Genomic DNA, 14,628 nt, shown 5'->3' with positions numbered 1-14,628 from the left:
GTCCCGCCTCAGTCCGTAATAAAGCCGTAGGTGCCGCGATAATTCCGTGCCTTCTCGACCCGGCCCGGAACGCCGTAGATGCGATTGATATTGCCAAGCAGGTCGGCCTGCGGGTCCGAGGCGGCGGCAAAGCCGTCATCGGGGCGCGACAAGTCTTTCTGCGCCACCGCTCGCACCACATACGGCGTGACCAGAACCATCAGTTCGGTTTGGTTGTTGACGTAGTCGCGGCTGCGGAACAGCGTGCCGAGAATCGGCAGTTGCGCCAGTCCCGGCAGGCCGTTGATGGCCTGCTTGGTCTGGTCCGCAATCAAGCCCGCCATCGCCATGGCGCCGCCCGACGGGATCTCCAGCGTGGTTTCCGCGCGGCGGGTCTTGACCGAGGGAATGGTCAGCGAGTTGCTCGAATTGTTGCTCAGCGCCTGCGTTAGCGTGATCGAGTTTTCGTTCGACAGCTCCGACACTTCCGTCATGACGCGAAGGCTGATCCGGCCTTCGGTCATCACGACCGGCGTGAAGTTGAGCGAGATGCCGAACTTCTTGAACGAGATCTGGGTCGTACAGACACGCGTGATCGGGTCGCAGGAATAGCCTGCGGGAACAGGAAATTCGCCGCCTGCGATGAAGGTCGCGGATTCGCCCGAGATCGCCGTCAGGTTCGGCTCAGCCAGCGTGCGGATGACACCGGAGCCCTCCATGGCGCGGAGGGTGGCCGCCACCGACGGCGTGCTGCCGAACGACGTCTGGAACTGGTTGCCCGCGACCAGCGGACGGCCGAGCGCGGTGAACGGATTGGCATTGGTGAAGTTCACGACGGCCGTGCCGTAGTTCAGGTTCGCGGTGAGATCGATGCCGAGCTGCTTGATGATGTTGCGCGAGACTTCGGCGACCGTCACCTTCAGCATCACCTGGTCGCGGCCGCGGACGGCGATCGAATTGACCACCTTGTCGCTGCCGTTCACCAGGCGGGCGGCGATATCGGCGGCCTGCTGCGCCTCGATCGGGGTCGCCGCGGTGCCGGTCAGGACCACGCCATCGCCGACGCCCTCGATCTGGATGTCCGAATTCGGCAGCGACTGTTTCAACGCCGCGCGCACGCCGTTGAGGTCGCGCTTCACCGCGATGTCATAGGCTGCGATCTGCGCGCCCGTGGAATCGAAGAACACGATGTTGGTCTGGCCGACCGCCGCGCCGATGATATAGGCGCGCTGGCTCGAACGGATCACCGCGTTGGCGATCTTCGGATCGGCGACCAGGACGTCCTTGATCTCGCGCGGCAGGTCGATCACCATCGATTTGCCGATCCCGAGCGAAACGAATCGCGCGCTCATCTGGCCATCGGCGGCGACCGGCGCCATGCGATAGTCGCTCGCCACCACCGGCGTCAGCGCCGGATTGAGCGTGAGAGCAGCCACGGCCGAAAACGACAGGGCGCGGACGATGAACGTTCGCATCATCGGCTGAATTTCCCTGCACTTCATATCGCGCGTCCTTTCGGTCACTTCTGCATCATCTGCTGGCTGGCAACGCCGTAACGGATGACGTTGAGGTTTTCGCCGCGCTTGATCTGGGTATCGTCCGGCTTCTCGGTCGCGTTGACGTCGGCGATGCTGCGCAGCGCCAGCGTCAGCGTGCCGCTCTGGCGCGAGCGCGCCAGCGTTTCGGCCTGCTCAGGCTTCAGTTCGAGGGTCACGGTCTTGCCGACCAGCGAGCTGGAGCCTTCCTTCTCCTTCGGCGCCTGGTCGATCGCGAGAACGCGGACGTTGCTGAGAATGATTTCGGAGTTGGGGCTGTCCGGGCCCTTGCCGTCCGGATTTTTGTCGCGCTTGGTGAGAATGACGTCGACGCGGTCGTTCGGCAGGATGAAGCCGCCGGCGCCGGTTTCCGGGGAAATTTCGGTGGAAATGGCCCGGTAGCCCGCGGGCAGGATCGCGGCCATGAAGCCGGAGCCGTCGGCCTTCACCAGCTTCTGGTCGCGGATCGGCTCGCCCGCGATGAACGGCGAGCGGGCGATCGAGCCGGTGATTTCCTTGATCGCCTCGGCCCTGCTGGCGCGGCTGATCAGGTTGCCGCCGGCGCTCGAGGCCGGCCAGGCCTGCCAGTCGATATCGCTCGGCTTGACCGATTGGCCGAGGCCGATATCCGCCTTTGCGATGAGAATATCGACGGTCTGCATCTGCACGACCTGTTGGGCCGGTGCAGGCTTGTCGTCTGACCCGCTGGCGAGATAGGCGGCAATGCCTCCGGCGCCGACGGCGATGGCCAGGACCACGATGCGTGGCTTATTCATACGCTTCACTTTCCACATTACGCCGCGACGCTTCCGTCGCCGTGATGGGAGTTGACCAGCTATTCGTCAAAGCATGGTTAATGAGGCGTGTGTAAATTGCCTTAACGGAAAGTTAGCGGCGCAAAGATCAGCGCATGGCAATGTGCGCGAGGTCGACCGCCTTGATCCACTGGGTTTCCGGATAGACGATCAGCGCGCCGAAGGCGAGCGCGATGCCGTAGGGGATTCCGCTCTTCTCGTGCAGCCGGTTCAGCCAGGTCTGTCTCAAGAGCACGGCCGGCAGCGGCCATTGCCTGAACAGCACCAACAGGATCGTCAGGGCTCCGCCGAGCAGCGAGACATAGATCAGATAATTCAGCAGATGGTCGAAGCCGAGCCAAAGCGCCGCGCAGGCCGCGACCTTGGCGTCGCCGCCGCCAACCTGGCCAATCGCGAAGCAGGCAAAAGCCACCACCAGCACGGCTGCGCCGGCTGCGATGTGCATGAGGATGTCATGCAGGCCCATGCCGCTCAATAGCGCAAGGATCAGGAAGCCGGCCAGCAGCGTCAGCGACACCCAGTTCGAAATCTTCATGGTGAGCAGATCGCTCGCGGCCGCGAAGGCTACCAGGGCGGGAAACAACAGGAGGCGGGCGGTATCGAGGATCATGGCGTAACGGCCCATTGGATTGGAATGTGTTCTTGCGCGTCGGCGCAGCCTATTGACGACAGGTAAACGATCGGAAAATGGCCCTGGGTCATATCAGGGCTTTGGCCGCACGCGGTAGATTTCGAGCGGCTCGGCGGGCTGCTGCGGCAATTTCTCGAGCCAGTCCGGCGGTTCGCTGCGGACCAGTGCGGCGAGCAGGCCGGTGGGTGCCTGTCCGATCACCAGCGCGGTCTCGGCGTTGCCGCGGCAGAGCGCGACAAGCCCAATTCGGTTTTTCTGGATGATGGCGCGCGCCTGCTCGGCCGTGCCGGTAAAGGCGTCGAGCGCGAGCAGGTTGCCAGCGACGTTGCGGTGATACGGCCCAGCCAGCACGCCATGAGGAGAGCGCGCAAGAATCGGCGCCCCGAGGTTGGAAATGGCAAGTACGGTGGCGGGTGGTTGCGCAGCGAGGAAGGCGTAATCGGCGGACCGCTCGCAAGTGCCGGCCGGCAAAGCTGCCGGCTCCGTCTTTCCGAGGGCCGCCGCCGCATGTGCGGCCGCGCTCCAGGTCACGTTCAGGGAAACCAGCCAGACCACCGCCATCCGCGGCATAGCCATCCGGTCCGAGGTCAACGCCGTGCGGTGTCGCCATTCGCCGACCCAGCCTGCGAGCGCGATGGCCGCGAGCGGCAGCGAAAATGTGGCGCCACGCACCTGCCAAAGGCTGACAGCGAAAGCTGAAGTCAGGAATGCCATCAGGATCCAGCCGGCTGCGTCGCTACTACGGCGCAGCCGCAGCCCGAGCATGGTCAGAGCGAGGATGGGCGTGACGTAAAAGCCCGCGGCCTTGGCCCAATTGTCGGAGAGCACGCGCCAGAACGGCTGGGCCTCGCTCACGTGATCCAGCCAGAGCAATTGCAGCTTCGGATCCAGTCCGGCATAGGGATCGGCGAGGCACTGTGGAAACGCGGTCACCGTTACGGCGGCAACGGCGACACCGAGCGCAAGTAGCGTGGCAAGCTTTCTGTGGAAGCTGCGACCCAGCGCGGGAGAAATCGCGGCTATGGTCAGCCCGATTCCGGATATCGCCGCCACCGCGAATTGCGGGATCGAGTAGGCGTCGCAATGCGGGGAAAGCCAGCTACTGGCCGGCACGGTCGCAATGAACGCGGCAATGCCGCCGCCGGCAAGACCAGTCCCGAACCCGGCCGCCCTGGCGGCCTCGGGGCGATCGCCCAGCAGATAGATTACGGCTGCGATCAGCCCGGCAATGGCGACATAGGGTAGCGTTTCCATGCCGATCGCCAGCATCAGAGCGCAGGCGCCGCCTGCGGCGATCCCGGCCTCGTAACCGCGGCCAACCATCAGGGCGGTGATTGCGGCGAGGCAGAGCGTGAGCTGGACGTTGTGGTGATCGATATTGCCGGGCGCGAAGACGCCGCTGAAGTGGAGCGCAGCGGCGCAGATGATGAATGCCGGCATGATCGTCCCATCATCACGGACCGAGCGTGCGATCCGCAGCATGAAAGTCAGTGCGACCGCCATCATCGGGGTCGTCCAGGCGAGCAGCGCCACCTTTTCGCCTGTCGCCTGGCTTCCGGTCAGGGCGGACACGGCAAGAATAAAACACGCAATCGGCACATCGACGAAGCGCGACCAGTGCATGACAAAGCCGCCGGGCGGGCCCATCCTGTACTGGTGCAGGTCGAACCAGGCCTGTCCGCCGATAAGATCGCGAATCTCGACCAACCGAAGCAGACTGTCGTTGTCACCGTTGGCGGCCAGCGTCGGAAAGCCGGCCAACGCGTGCAGGCCGAATGCCAGCAGAGCCCCCGCCAGTCCCAGCATCGCATCGCCGCCCCATGTACTCGGTCGGGCAGCGCTTTGGGGCACGATCGTCTCGTTGACGTTCATTCGAACCTGGATACTCGAGGAGCGGGTAGGCTAGCGGACCGCCTTCAACAAAGCGTAAAGCATGTTTCGCCGCGCTTCGGTTATTCCGCCAATAAGTCAAGGCCATAACGATAAAGGCCCCGGCGAATGCCAGGGCCTTTAAAGAACCAACGTGAGGCTTCGCTTACTTCAACGAGGTCGAGATCGCGTTGAAGTTGCTCGACAGCTTGGTGCCGACGCCCTGAACGGCGGTGATGATCGCGATCGCGATGCCGGCGGCAATCAGGCCGTATTCGATGGCGGTGGCGCCGGACTCATCCTTCACGAAACGCGAAACGAGATTCTTCATAGATGATAACTCCTGTGTACACGTGGCTGGTCGAACTTAAGTTTGGTCTTGCCGGCGTTCTCAGCACCGTGACCATGGTGTCACCCTAGGGTGCGACAATTTCGACGCAGTTAATTCGACCATGCAAAAATGCCTGGAACTTCCTGTTATCGAGCACAGTAAACGTCGCATTAAAGCGTTCGATAAAATGCATCACGCAACTTGGCAGCACGATTTCTGTTTCGCCCGACTCCTTTAGTTCACGGCTCCTTAAGCGCGAGCGGATACGCCTAAACTCTCCGATCGAGCGAGGCCGTCATGTCCAGTCTGCCAATGGAAGTCATCGAAGTCATAGGCCAAACGATGGCGAAGGTCATTCCGGTCACGATCGTGCTCGCCGTCGTGTTCACGGTTCTCTCGCATTTCTGGGCCTGTAATCTGGGCAAGCCCTGGTGGCGCAAGAGCGAGCTCCTCACCGACATCTGCTACTGGTTCTTCGTGCCAGTGTTCGCGCGCATCTTTCGGATCGGGCTGCTGGTGCTCGGCGCCTCGCTTGTCTTCAACATCAATGAGGTCGACGAGCTGATCGCATTCTACGACAACGGCCACGGGCCGCTGGCGCAGCTTCCGCTTTGGCTGCAGGCGCTGCTGTTCCTCGTTGCGTCCGACTTCATGCTGTATTGGCTGCACCGCATGTTTCATGGCGGCGGGTTCTGGAAGTATCACGCCATCCATCACTCCTCGGAGGATCTCGAGTGGATCTCCGCGGCGCGGTTTCATCCCGTCAATCTGTTCATCGGAACGATTTTGGTTGACGTCGTCCTGCTGATGGCCGGCATTTCGCCCAACATCATGCTGTGGGTTGGGCCGTTCACGACCTTCCACTCCGCGTTCGTTCACGCCAACCTGAGTTGGACGTTGGGACCGTTCAAATACGTGCTAGCGACGCCGGTGTTTCACCGATGGCATCACACCTCGCTCGAAGAGGGCGGCAACACCAACTTCGCCGGCACCTTTCCGATCTGGGATATCCTGTTTGGCACGTTCCGCATGCCAGAGAATCGGCTGCCGGAAGGATATGGCGTTGACGATCAAGAGATACCCAACGAGATCGGCGGGCAATTGGCCTATCCGTTCCGCCAGTAGCTCGGTCGGCAATTCGCATGAGCACTGAGACCGGAGCGATCCAGCGGGAAAAAGTCTTCAGCCTTGGCGACGTCCCGGCATGGCTCTGGCTCGGAATCGGCGTCTACGCGTTGGCGTTGATCAACGGCCGGACGCTTCTGGGCGATTCCGATACCTACTGGCACATCGCAGTGGGACAATGGATCCTGGACCACAACGCGTTTCCCACGGTCGATTTCTATTCCTACACCAAGGCCGGCGAGCCGTGGGTTTCGTCGTCGTGGTTGTCCCAGGTGCTGCTTGCGGCGAGCTATAATCTGGCGGGTTGGACGGGACCGATCGTGCTATCCGGAGCCTGCATCGCCGTGACCTTTGCGATGCTGACGAGGATCCTGGGCCAACGCATTCCGGCATCTCTTGCCGTTATCGTCACTTTGCTGGCGCTCCTGCTTTCGGTACAGCATTTGTGGGCGCGCCCGCATGTGCTCGTTCTGCCGGTGATGCTGGCCTGGACATACGGGGTGTTGTCGGCAAGCGAACGGGGAAGCGCGCCTTCATTCTGCTTACTGCTGCTGATTGTGCTGTGGGCAAACCTGCATGGCGGATTCGTCTTCGGCCTCGTGCTGGTCGGCGGGTGTGCGCTCGATGCACTGTGGAACGCGGATCGGCCCCAACGCAAGAGCCTGGCGCTGCGCTGGGCTGGGTTCAGCGTCGCTGCTCTGGCGGCGTGCTGCGTTACGCCCTATGGCTGGGGATCGATCCTCGCGGCGCGCAAGATTCTCGATCTCGGGGAGTTGCTGCACCTCATCTACGAATGGATGCCGGCGGACTTCAGCAGGTTCGGCCTGTTCGAAACGTCGATCCTGGGCCTGATCGCGGGTGCACTTTACGGCCGCGTCAAGCTCACGCCGCCACGGATCGCGCTGGTGCTTGGTCTGCTGCATATGGCGCTTTCGCATGCCAGGAATATCGAGATATTCGCGCTGCTGCTGCCGATCGTGGTGCTGGCGCCGGTGGCGTCGCAACTCGGGTTGCGGCCGGCTTGGGGAGCCCGTGCCGCCGCGCCGACGGTAGTAATGGCGGTGATTATGATCTTGATTGGTGGCTGGACGTGGCTGCTCGCCGCCAACACCACGGTTGCTCCGCCCGAAAGCCATTCGCCGGCCGCGGCCGTCGAAGCGCTGAAGGCGCATAGTCCCAAGCGCGTTCTCAACGACCTTCCATTTGGCGGCTATCTGATCTGGCGACAGATTCCGGTTTTCGTCGACGGGCGCGCCGAGCTCTACGGCGAAGCCTTCGATATGGCCTACTACCGCGCGATGCAGCTCAAGGACATCAATCAGCTTCTCGACATCCTCAAGAGATGGGACATCGATGCCGTGCTGCTGATGCCGCAGACCCCGGCGGCCGGCCTGTTCAGTCATATCGGCGGCTGGCAGAAGGTCTACGCCGACAAGAACGCCGTGCTGCATATCCGCACGGCCAACTGATTTTTGATTCCGGTAGTTACCGGCTCTGCGGCGATTTCCGCGCGGGCTCCGCGTTTATCCTATGACGCTGCTGCTCGGAAGCATCGCAGTTGAGGGCGTCGGCTCCCGCCGCCACCACGGCCCGCTGCGGCGCAAGACCAGACAGCCGATGATCAGCGTAGCGCCGAGGCCACCCGGAATGCCTGCGAAGATGAAGGTCATGATCAGGGGCCACCGCGCCGTCGAGCGCGGGAAGCTCGTGGTTGCGTAAGCCAGACGTCAGTCCGATACGGACCAGGAACGCGACGGGGATCGCCAACACCATCATGTCGTACATGTAGAGAGAAAGTATGCCAGCGCGAAGTTGCAGGCGTTGATGCCGCACAGCACAAAGCACGTCTTGAATAGCGCACCAGGGACGGCGCTTTTGCCCCGGCGGGTTCATCGCAGCTTGTGCCACAGTGGCCATGCGGAGCTCCCGCGCCTTTCCTGGGTTTCAGAATCTCAAGCATTAGGCCGGAGTGAATTGCAGAAATCTTAGACTTTTGAGGTGTGCCGGCCGGATTTCGGCGGCGCTCGATATCAGCGTCAAACTAGTCGGGGCGCTGGAATTCTGATAGGCGAGTGCGCAATCTGGATTCGCTGTTGGATTTGTCACCACTCCGCGGCCCGACGGGAATAAACGGATATGTCCGGGCTACCCACGGAAATCGTCGAGATGCTGGGCCAGACCCTGGCCAAGGTGGTACCGGTCACGATCGCGCTGGCGCTGGTATTCTCGGTGCTGGCGCACTTCTGGTCCTGCAATCCGGGCCGGCCCTGGTGGCGCAAGCGCGAGCTGGTCACCGACATCTGCTACTGGTTTGTGGTGCCGTTGTTCGCGCGGGTGTTCCGCATCGGCCTTCTGGTGCTCGGCGCCGCCCTGCTGTTCGGAATCCGCGACGCCGATGCGCTGATCGCGTTCTACGACAACGGCCACGGCCCGTTGTCGCGGCTGCCTCTGTGGCTGCAGGCAATCCTGTTTCTGGTCGCCGCCGATTTCATGATGTACTGGCTGCACCGCATGTTCCATGGCGGCGGCTTCTGGAAGTACCACGCCATTCACCACTCGTCGGAAGACGTCGACTGGATCTCGGCGGCGCGCTTTCATCCCGTTAACCTGTTGTTAGGCACCATCGGGGTCGACGTCGCGTTGCTCGTCGCTGGCATTTCGCCTGAAGTGATGCTCTGGCTCGGGCCCCTCAACATTTTCCATTCGGCGTTCGTTCACGCCAACCTGAACTGGACCCTCGGGCCGCTGAAATACGTCCTGGCGACGCCGGTATTCCATCGCTGGCACCACACCTCGCCCGCGGAGGGCGGCGACACCAATTTCGCGGGCACCTTTCCGCTCTGGGATATCCTGTTCGGAACCTTCCGGATGCCGCTGGACCGCCTGCCGGAGCAGTACGGCGTGGTCGATCAGGCCTCGTTCCCCGGCGAGATCATCGGCCAGCTGGCCTATCCGTTCCGCAGATCGGACACGGTCCGGCCGCCCGAAGGCCGGTGGTGGCGCAGGGCGCGGACCGACTTGCCTGCAAGATAGAAGCCGCGCACGGCGGATTTCTTGCCGCAATCGCGGACCTATTTGCCCTTTGTTCACGAATTGTCGTCAGATTCACCATTGTCGGGCGCCGGTTCCGCTGCGTATCGCCACTGCCGGCCTGTTGATGCCCCGGGGTAAAGTATGTCGTTCAAGTTCCAGCGTATTCGCGCCCATGCGCGTTTTGGATTGCGTTCTCTCGTGGCAGGTGCCCTGCTGTGGCCAGCCCTCAGCTTGGCTGCGCCCGATCCAGACCGCATCGCGGTCTATGTCGACCAGGCAAAGCTGGTGAAGCTTCCAGCCAAGGTCTCCACCATCGTGGTCGGAAATCCGCTGATCGCGGACGTGACCTTGCAGAGCGGCGGCATCATTGTCGTTACCGGCAAGGGCTATGGTGCGACTAATTTCATCGCCATGGATCGCAACGGCGAGGTGCTGGTCGACCGCCAGATCCAGGTCGAGGGCCCGACCGATCAGATGGTCACAGTGTATCGCGGCGTCGAACGGGAATCCTATAGCTGCATGCCGATCTGCCAGCGCCGCGTCACGCTCGGCGACGGCGACGGCTACTTCAAGACCGCGATCGATCAGGCCGGCTCGCTGAGTGGTCAGGCTGCCAGCGCAGGCGCCAACAAATAAGTACGGTGCACTTCGGTTCTGACCGGATCAGAACCGAAACTGCAGTCGGCCGGCACGCACATCATCGCGTCTGCAAATCGGACCCGCCCGCGAGGCCGATCTGAAGTTGGTTAACGTCGCGTTAGCGGGGCGAGCCGATCTGCTTGGATTCGCCGAAACACTTCCACAATGACTTTCAGTTAGATGTTGCGCGCGGACAAATCGCCGCTGTCTGGGGATTTTCGATGTCGTCACCCGCTGCAACCGTCTCTGTCAAGAACGCATTGCGCCGATTCCGCCGCAACCGGCGAGGCTCGGTCGCCGTTGAATTCGCGCTGGTCGCACCGCTGTTCTTTGCCGTGCTTTTTGCGATTCTCGAAACGGCGATCGTTTTTCTTGCAGGCCAGCTTCTGGAACTGGGAACGGCGGAAAGCGCGCGGCTGATGATGACACATCAGGCCCAGGATAGCGGCATGACCCAGACCGCATTCAAGACGGATCTCTGCAATCGCATCAAGATGATGTTCAATTGCGAGGGCAATCTGGCCAACCTTACCGTGGATGTGAAGGTCTTTACCCCCGGCACCGCGATCACGATTACCGACCCGATCGCCAGTGGAGCCCTGACAGGGCCCTTCTCATATTCTCTGCCGCCAGCGGGCACACCCAATACCATCGTCGTTCGCGCCTTCTATCAATGGCCGCTGTTCGTGACGCGATTCGGCTACAACATTGCAAACCTCAATGGCGGCCAACGGCTGCTCGCGGCGACCGCCGCCTTCCATGTCGAGCCATGATACGATGATGACCCCGATGCAGAAGATGTCGCTTCGTGTGCGCGCTCTGGTGCAGGATTGCCGCGGTCTCGCGGCGGTCGAGTTTGCAATGATCTTTCCGATGATGCTGGTGATGTTCTTCGGAGTGGTGGAGATTTCCTCGGCCATTTCCGTGGATCGCAAGGCCACCTTGGTAGCGCGGACGCTTTCCGATCTGACGTCTCAGATGGCGAGCGTCACGGATGCCGACATCCTCAGTTTTGGTGAGGCGGCAAAGGCGATCATGACGCCTTACCCGGTCTCGCCCTTGATATCCTCGGTTACGGAGGTTTACGTCGATAGCTCGACCGGGGTCGCGAAGGTCCAGTGGAGCAAGGGGCTGACGATCGCTACGACAGGCACTGTCTCGATCGCGGCGACGGCACCGCATAATCCGGGTGACATTGTGGTGTTGCCGCCGGCTCTGGTCGTGGCCAAGGGGACACACGTGGTCTGGAGCGAGGTCAGCTACAAATACGTCCCAGCCGTCGGCTATTTGTTGGCGAAGACCGGCCTCACCTTCAACGATACCGCTTACACGCGTCCGCGCTCGGTGCTGTGCGTTCTATATCCGTCGGCTGGATTCACCGCCTGTCCGTAACGGCTGGAGAGGGCTGGGGTGGGGGTGTCTCCACGGGCGACACTGCCCGAGTGGAGAGAGCCTCCACCCGGCGCTTCGCGCCGACCTAAGAGCGAGCTTCGCTCGTCTCGACCCCGCAAGCGGGAGCGCGCGCTCGCGGCCAACGCGATCTAATCAAAATTCATCGCGCGTTAGTTTCAAGCGCATGATCCGGAGAAGCGGCAACTTTCCCCGGGGACCATCGGCAAGGGTTTGCCGAGATCATGCTCAAACCAAAGACAGCAAATACACCGACCAGATTCAATTCGACCGGCCGGGATCTGACGGGCCCGCCAGCAATCCGCAATCCATCTACTGCCTGTCTGGACGCCACGAACGGACTGCCGCGGTCTCATCGTGGCCGTTCAGGAGCGCGTTGCTGTCTGGAATGGAGCGCTACGTTTGGCTCCGTGCGCCAAGGCTATCGGCAATCGCTTGGCGTAAGAGACGATGGCCGCCGGCCGGATAGCTTCGTTGGAAGGCTGTCGGCCGGCGCTTCTGCCTGTTCAGTACGTAAGATGTGCGGTCTGCAGCGCGTGGTTGAACATGGCGTTCAGCGCCGCTGTGATATCAGCGGGCGTGTTCGCGGTGTAGAAGAAGCCAGGGGACGCGCATTTCTGCAGGCTGGCCGGAATATACTGAATGTTGTTGTTGGCATAGGTGTCTTCATTGCCCGCAAAGCTCGTAACAACGGGTGAGACCGGTTGATAGGGAATATAGAGCACGGAAACGATGACGCCGCGGCTCTTGAGAGTTTCGCATTGGGGAACGGTCGCTAGGGTGTTCTGTTTATCAATCGTGGTGGCCTGGTTGCTACCGTGCCAGCTGCCGTTGGGAACGTCTTTGTATTGGTTGTCTTGTGCGCCGTCGGTGACGAGGAAGACGTAAGGCTGCGGGGTGGTCGGCGTGCTGCCGTCGCCGACGGCGCCGCTGCCGCCGGAGATGAGGTTATTGACCGAACTAAGCGCGGTATCGATATGCGTGCCGCCGGAGCCAAGGTTAGAATCCAAATTTGTGTCAAGCAGCGTGGCAAGGTTTGCCGCGGCGTAGTTGATGGTCGAGGAATTGGTCGGAGAGCCGTTGATGCTGCTAGTCAGAGGAAAATAGGCATAGAGTTTCTGAATGAACGGGTAGAGGCCGATCCTAAACTGGTTGGAAACCTTCATGGAGGCGTTTGCGGTAACGAACAACTGGTTCACGGCGTAGCCGACCGCGTCGAGGCGCAACTGGATGCAGTCGTTGGTGCCATCGGTCGGGCAGGATGAAACCGCCGTCAGGCTGTACGGCAGGCTTTTAGAGTTACCCTTAATCAGCGAATTCGGCGAGCCGGGAGTAACCGTATTATTCAGGTCGGGAAGCATCGCCACCGGCAAGCCGGGGACCTGCTTCTTTACGGCACTGGTCGACGGCTGGTTGATGAGGCTATTGAGCGCGGCCTGTTCGAGGCGCGAATAGATATAGCCCATGCAATAACCATTCGTATTGTATTGCTGGGAATACGAACTGGTAACAGGGGGATTGGCAGCTGGAGCAGCGGGAGGAACGACAGGCGGATCTGTGCACGCGCTGCCTTTCGGCGCAAAATGGCAGGCTAGGGTACAGCTGACGCCGGTGCTGTTGCGGTATTGGACCCAGTTATCCGGGTTGATCTTGCCCAACCGTGCCTGCTCGGCGGGCGTCGACGGCAGGCCCATCGATCCCGAGACGTCCAGTGTCAGATAGAAATCGAGATACGGCGGCAGCGTAGCGGCCGAACTTGAAACGCCCGTTACCGTCAGTTTCTGAAACCCGATCACTTTCAGGAAGCTTACCGGTACGTCGGCAGTGAACGTGACGCTGGCAGCCAGCTTGATTCCGGTCTTCGTAACGGTGCTGCTGCGAACCAGATTTTGGTAGCCTGTAATCCCGTTCATGTTGGCGTCAAAGACGTTGTTGGCATCGGTAACGCCAGCGGAGACTGAGCCGTTGCCTGTCATGACCGAAGCGGCGAGAAAGCCTGGTGACTTCTGCGAAAGCGCGGCAATGCTCGCAGCGTCTGCCGCGGTTTGCAGCTTTGCCTTCATTCGGGTGGCCTGGGAGTAATCCACCGCGCAACCAATGGCCGATATCAGGGGGATGGCCGTGATCGCGAAGATTACCGCGACATTGCCGCGTCGATCGCGACGGAAACGGGAAAGGCTCTGCAGAAGACTGAATGGCACGAGAACGCCCCCTTGGCTGTCCAAAAGCGCGCGATCCTAACTGCAGCCTCCCTAAGTGCGCCTTAATTCGATTGTTGAAAACCAGGCTGATCTCGGATGTGATCGATCTTCAAGACGTCCGTTACGATCTTCTTAACTACATGGGCTGCGTGAAGGCGCAGTGCCTGCGCCCCTCGTCGATAGCCAGATAGCTCGCACTGGCCAAACAAGAAGGGCCGCGCATCAGCACGGCCCTTCTATATTTCGAACTGGATTTCCCGGCCGAGGCCGGAGGAAATCGCTTATCCGGCGGCGCGTAGATTGTCGGCCGAAGATTTGCCAGAGCGGCGATCTGCCACGATTTCGTAGGAGATCTTCTGGCCTTCACGCAACGTTCCGAGGCCGGCACGCTCGACAGCGCTGATGTGCACGAACACGTCATTGCCACCGTCGTCCGGCTGGATGAAGCCATAGCCCTTGGTTGCGTTAAACCACTTCACGGTTCCCATGCTCACTGGGGTAGTCCCTTCTCAGATATACAAGTCGTAGCCCACCCTTCGATGGGCTGGTGAGATCGAATTTTTGGAAGGGTCGTCAGCGTCTAAACCGGCTGTACCGGTGGATAGCTAATGTCGTCCGGCCGAAAATCGATGCTTAATATTATTCGATTGCACAGTCCAAAACAATCCTGACGTGCACAAAAAGTGATTCGGCAGGCCAATGGACCGCGTTCGCGCGCGATAGGGGCCTATCGGGCGCGTTTTCGCAGACGTTAAGGGTTCGTTTACCGACGGCGGAACTGCCCGCCGCGGGGCGGCCCGCCACGTGGCGCGCCGGCAGATGGTGGACGCTCGTCCTTGTGACGGAAGATCAGGCGTCCTTTCTCCAGATCGTAGGGTGACATTTCGACCGTGACCCGATCGCCTGCGAGCGTCTTGATGCGGTTCTTCTTCATCTTGCCCGCGGTATAGGCAACAATCTCGTGTCCGGCATCGAGCTGCACGCGATAGCGCGCATCGGGGAGAATTTCGGTCACCAGTCCTTCGAACTGGATCAGCTCTTCTTTAGCCATGGTGGTCTC

14 protein-coding genes and 1 pseudogene are annotated in these 14,628 nt (G+C 61.2%); 6 read left to right on the top strand and 9 right to left on the bottom strand.

Annotated features, from left to right (window positions below; genetic code table 11):
- Positions 1-8: 8 nt before the first annotated feature.
- The 5 genes from RX331_RS35260 to RX331_RS35240 all read right to left on the bottom strand — a co-directional run bounded on the left by RX331_RS35260 (position 9) and on the right by RX331_RS35240 (position 5,160).
- The gene (locus RX331_RS35260; protein ID WP_317254169.1) at positions 9-1,481 is read right to left on the bottom strand and encodes a type II and III secretion system protein family protein; all 1,473 of its coding nucleotides are present in this window, start codon (positions 1,479-1,481) and stop codon (positions 9-11) included.
- A 17-nt stretch (positions 1,482-1,498) separates the two neighbouring features.
- Positions 1,499-2,290: a Flp pilus assembly protein CpaB gene (gene cpaB, locus RX331_RS35255; protein ID WP_317254168.1), complete on the bottom strand. Its 792-nt coding sequence runs from the start codon at positions 2,288-2,290 to the stop codon at positions 1,499-1,501.
- A gap of 127 nt (positions 2,291-2,417) precedes the next feature.
- A complete protein-coding gene (locus tag RX331_RS35250) occupies positions 2,418-2,939 on the bottom strand; it encodes a prepilin peptidase (protein ID WP_317254167.1) in 522 nt (173 codons plus the stop codon).
- A gap of 93 nt (positions 2,940-3,032) precedes the next feature.
- On the bottom strand, positions 3,033-4,811 hold the full coding sequence (locus RX331_RS35245) for a GtrA family protein (RefSeq protein WP_317254166.1): 1,779 nt from the start codon (positions 4,809-4,811) through the stop codon (positions 3,033-3,035).
- Positions 4,812-4,995: 184 nt separating this feature from the next.
- Positions 4,996-5,160, bottom strand: a complete 165-nt coding sequence (locus RX331_RS35240) for a Flp family type IVb pilin (protein WP_317254165.1) — start codon at positions 5,158-5,160, stop codon at positions 4,996-4,998.
- Between the two features lie 297 nt (positions 5,161-5,457).
- Here RX331_RS35240 and RX331_RS35235 point away from each other — a divergent pair, with 297 nt between their 5' ends.
- Both RX331_RS35235 and RX331_RS35230 read left to right on the top strand, forming a co-directional pair.
- Positions 5,458-6,285 (top strand): sterol desaturase family protein, encoded by an 828-nt coding sequence (locus tag RX331_RS35235; protein ID WP_317254164.1) that lies wholly within the window; start codon positions 5,458-5,460, stop codon positions 6,283-6,285.
- A 17-nt stretch (positions 6,286-6,302) separates the two neighbouring features.
- Positions 6,303-7,754 carry a hypothetical protein gene (locus tag RX331_RS35230; RefSeq protein WP_317254163.1) on the top strand — a complete coding sequence of 484 codons (1,452 nt, stop codon included), beginning with the start codon at positions 6,303-6,305 and terminating at the stop codon, positions 7,752-7,754.
- A 16-nt stretch (positions 7,755-7,770) separates the two neighbouring features.
- Here the strand turns inward: RX331_RS35230 and RX331_RS35225 are convergent, their stop codons facing one another.
- Positions 7,771-8,202, bottom strand: coding sequence for a hypothetical protein (locus RX331_RS35225; protein WP_317254162.1), 432 nt, complete (start codon positions 8,200-8,202; stop codon positions 7,771-7,773).
- A 219-nt stretch (positions 8,203-8,421) separates the two neighbouring features.
- On the opposite strand from RX331_RS35225, the pseudogene RX331_RS35220 reads away from it, so the two are divergent.
- The 4 genes and pseudogenes from RX331_RS35220 to RX331_RS35205 all read left to right on the top strand — a co-directional run.
- Positions 8,422-9,249, top strand: a pseudogene (locus RX331_RS35220) (sterol desaturase family protein); the annotation flags it as partial.
- Between the two features lie 210 nt (positions 9,250-9,459).
- A complete protein-coding gene (locus RX331_RS35215; protein ID WP_317254161.1) occupies positions 9,460-9,954 on the top strand; it encodes a pilus assembly protein N-terminal domain-containing protein in 495 nt (164 codons plus the stop codon).
- Positions 9,955-10,178: 224 nt separating this feature from the next.
- Positions 10,179-10,730 carry a TadE/TadG family type IV pilus assembly protein gene (locus RX331_RS35210; protein WP_317258316.1) on the top strand — a complete coding sequence of 184 codons (552 nt, stop codon included), beginning with the start codon at positions 10,179-10,181 and terminating at the stop codon, positions 10,728-10,730.
- A gap of 7 nt (positions 10,731-10,737) precedes the next feature.
- Positions 10,738-11,349, top strand: a complete 612-nt coding sequence (locus RX331_RS35205; RefSeq protein WP_317254160.1) for a TadE/TadG family type IV pilus assembly protein — start codon at positions 10,738-10,740, stop codon at positions 11,347-11,349.
- 524 nt (positions 11,350-11,873) lie between these two features.
- Here the strand turns inward: RX331_RS35205 and RX331_RS35200 are convergent.
- The 3 genes from RX331_RS35200 to infA all read right to left on the bottom strand — a co-directional run bounded on the left by RX331_RS35200 (position 11,874) and on the right by infA (position 14,619).
- A complete protein-coding gene (locus RX331_RS35200) occupies positions 11,874-13,592 on the bottom strand; it encodes a TadE/TadG family type IV pilus assembly protein (protein WP_317254159.1) in 1,719 nt (572 codons plus the stop codon).
- Positions 13,593-13,849: 257 nt separating this feature from the next.
- Positions 13,850-14,062 carry a cold-shock protein gene (locus RX331_RS35195; protein WP_002714433.1) on the bottom strand — a complete coding sequence of 71 codons (213 nt, stop codon included), beginning with the start codon at positions 14,060-14,062 and terminating at the stop codon, positions 13,850-13,852.
- Positions 14,063-14,331: 269 nt separating this feature from the next.
- A complete protein-coding gene (gene infA / locus RX331_RS35190; RefSeq protein ID WP_283030351.1) occupies positions 14,332-14,619 on the bottom strand; it encodes a translation initiation factor IF-1 in 288 nt (95 codons plus the stop codon).
- Positions 14,620-14,628: the final 9 nt, after the last annotated feature.

The organism is Bradyrhizobium sp. BWA-3-5, from assembly GCF_032917985.1.
Lineage (GTDB): Bacteria > Pseudomonadota > Alphaproteobacteria > Rhizobiales > Xanthobacteraceae > Bradyrhizobium.
The sequence above is the reverse complement of the archived record's forward strand: the minus strand, read 5'-3'. Positions and strand labels throughout refer to the sequence as shown.

Excerpts from the sequence above, each read along its gene's own strand:
- RX331_RS35260 (WP_317254169.1), bottom strand. The coding sequence starts at position 1,481 with ATGAAGTGCAGGGAAATTCAGCCGATGATGCGAACGTTCATCGTCCGC.
- cpaB (WP_317254168.1), bottom strand. The coding sequence starts at position 2,290 with ATGAATAAGCCACGCATCGTGGTCCTGGCCATCGCCGTCGGCGCCGGA.
- RX331_RS35250 (WP_317254167.1), bottom strand. The coding sequence starts at position 2,939 with ATGATCCTCGATACCGCCCGCCTCCTGTTGTTTCCCGCCCTGGTAGCC.
- RX331_RS35240 (WP_317254165.1), bottom strand. The coding sequence starts at position 5,160 with ATGAAGAATCTCGTTTCGCGTTTCGTGAAGGATGAGTCCGGCGCCACC.
- RX331_RS35235 (WP_317254164.1), top strand. The coding sequence starts at position 5,458 with ATGTCCAGTCTGCCAATGGAAGTCATCGAAGTCATAGGCCAAACGATG.
- RX331_RS35230 (WP_317254163.1), top strand. The coding sequence starts at position 6,303 with ATGAGCACTGAGACCGGAGCGATCCAGCGGGAAAAAGTCTTCAGCCTT.
- RX331_RS35225 (WP_317254162.1), bottom strand. The coding sequence starts at position 8,202 with ATGGCCACTGTGGCACAAGCTGCGATGAACCCGCCGGGGCAAAAGCGC.
- RX331_RS35215 (WP_317254161.1), top strand. The coding sequence starts at position 9,460 with ATGTCGTTCAAGTTCCAGCGTATTCGCGCCCATGCGCGTTTTGGATTG.
- RX331_RS35210 (WP_317258316.1), top strand. The coding sequence starts at position 10,179 with ATGTCGTCACCCGCTGCAACCGTCTCTGTCAAGAACGCATTGCGCCGA.
- RX331_RS35205 (WP_317254160.1), top strand. The coding sequence starts at position 10,738 with ATGACCCCGATGCAGAAGATGTCGCTTCGTGTGCGCGCTCTGGTGCAG.
- infA (WP_283030351.1), bottom strand. The coding sequence starts at position 14,619 with ATGGCTAAAGAAGAGCTGATCCAGTTCGAAGGACTGGTGACCGAAATT.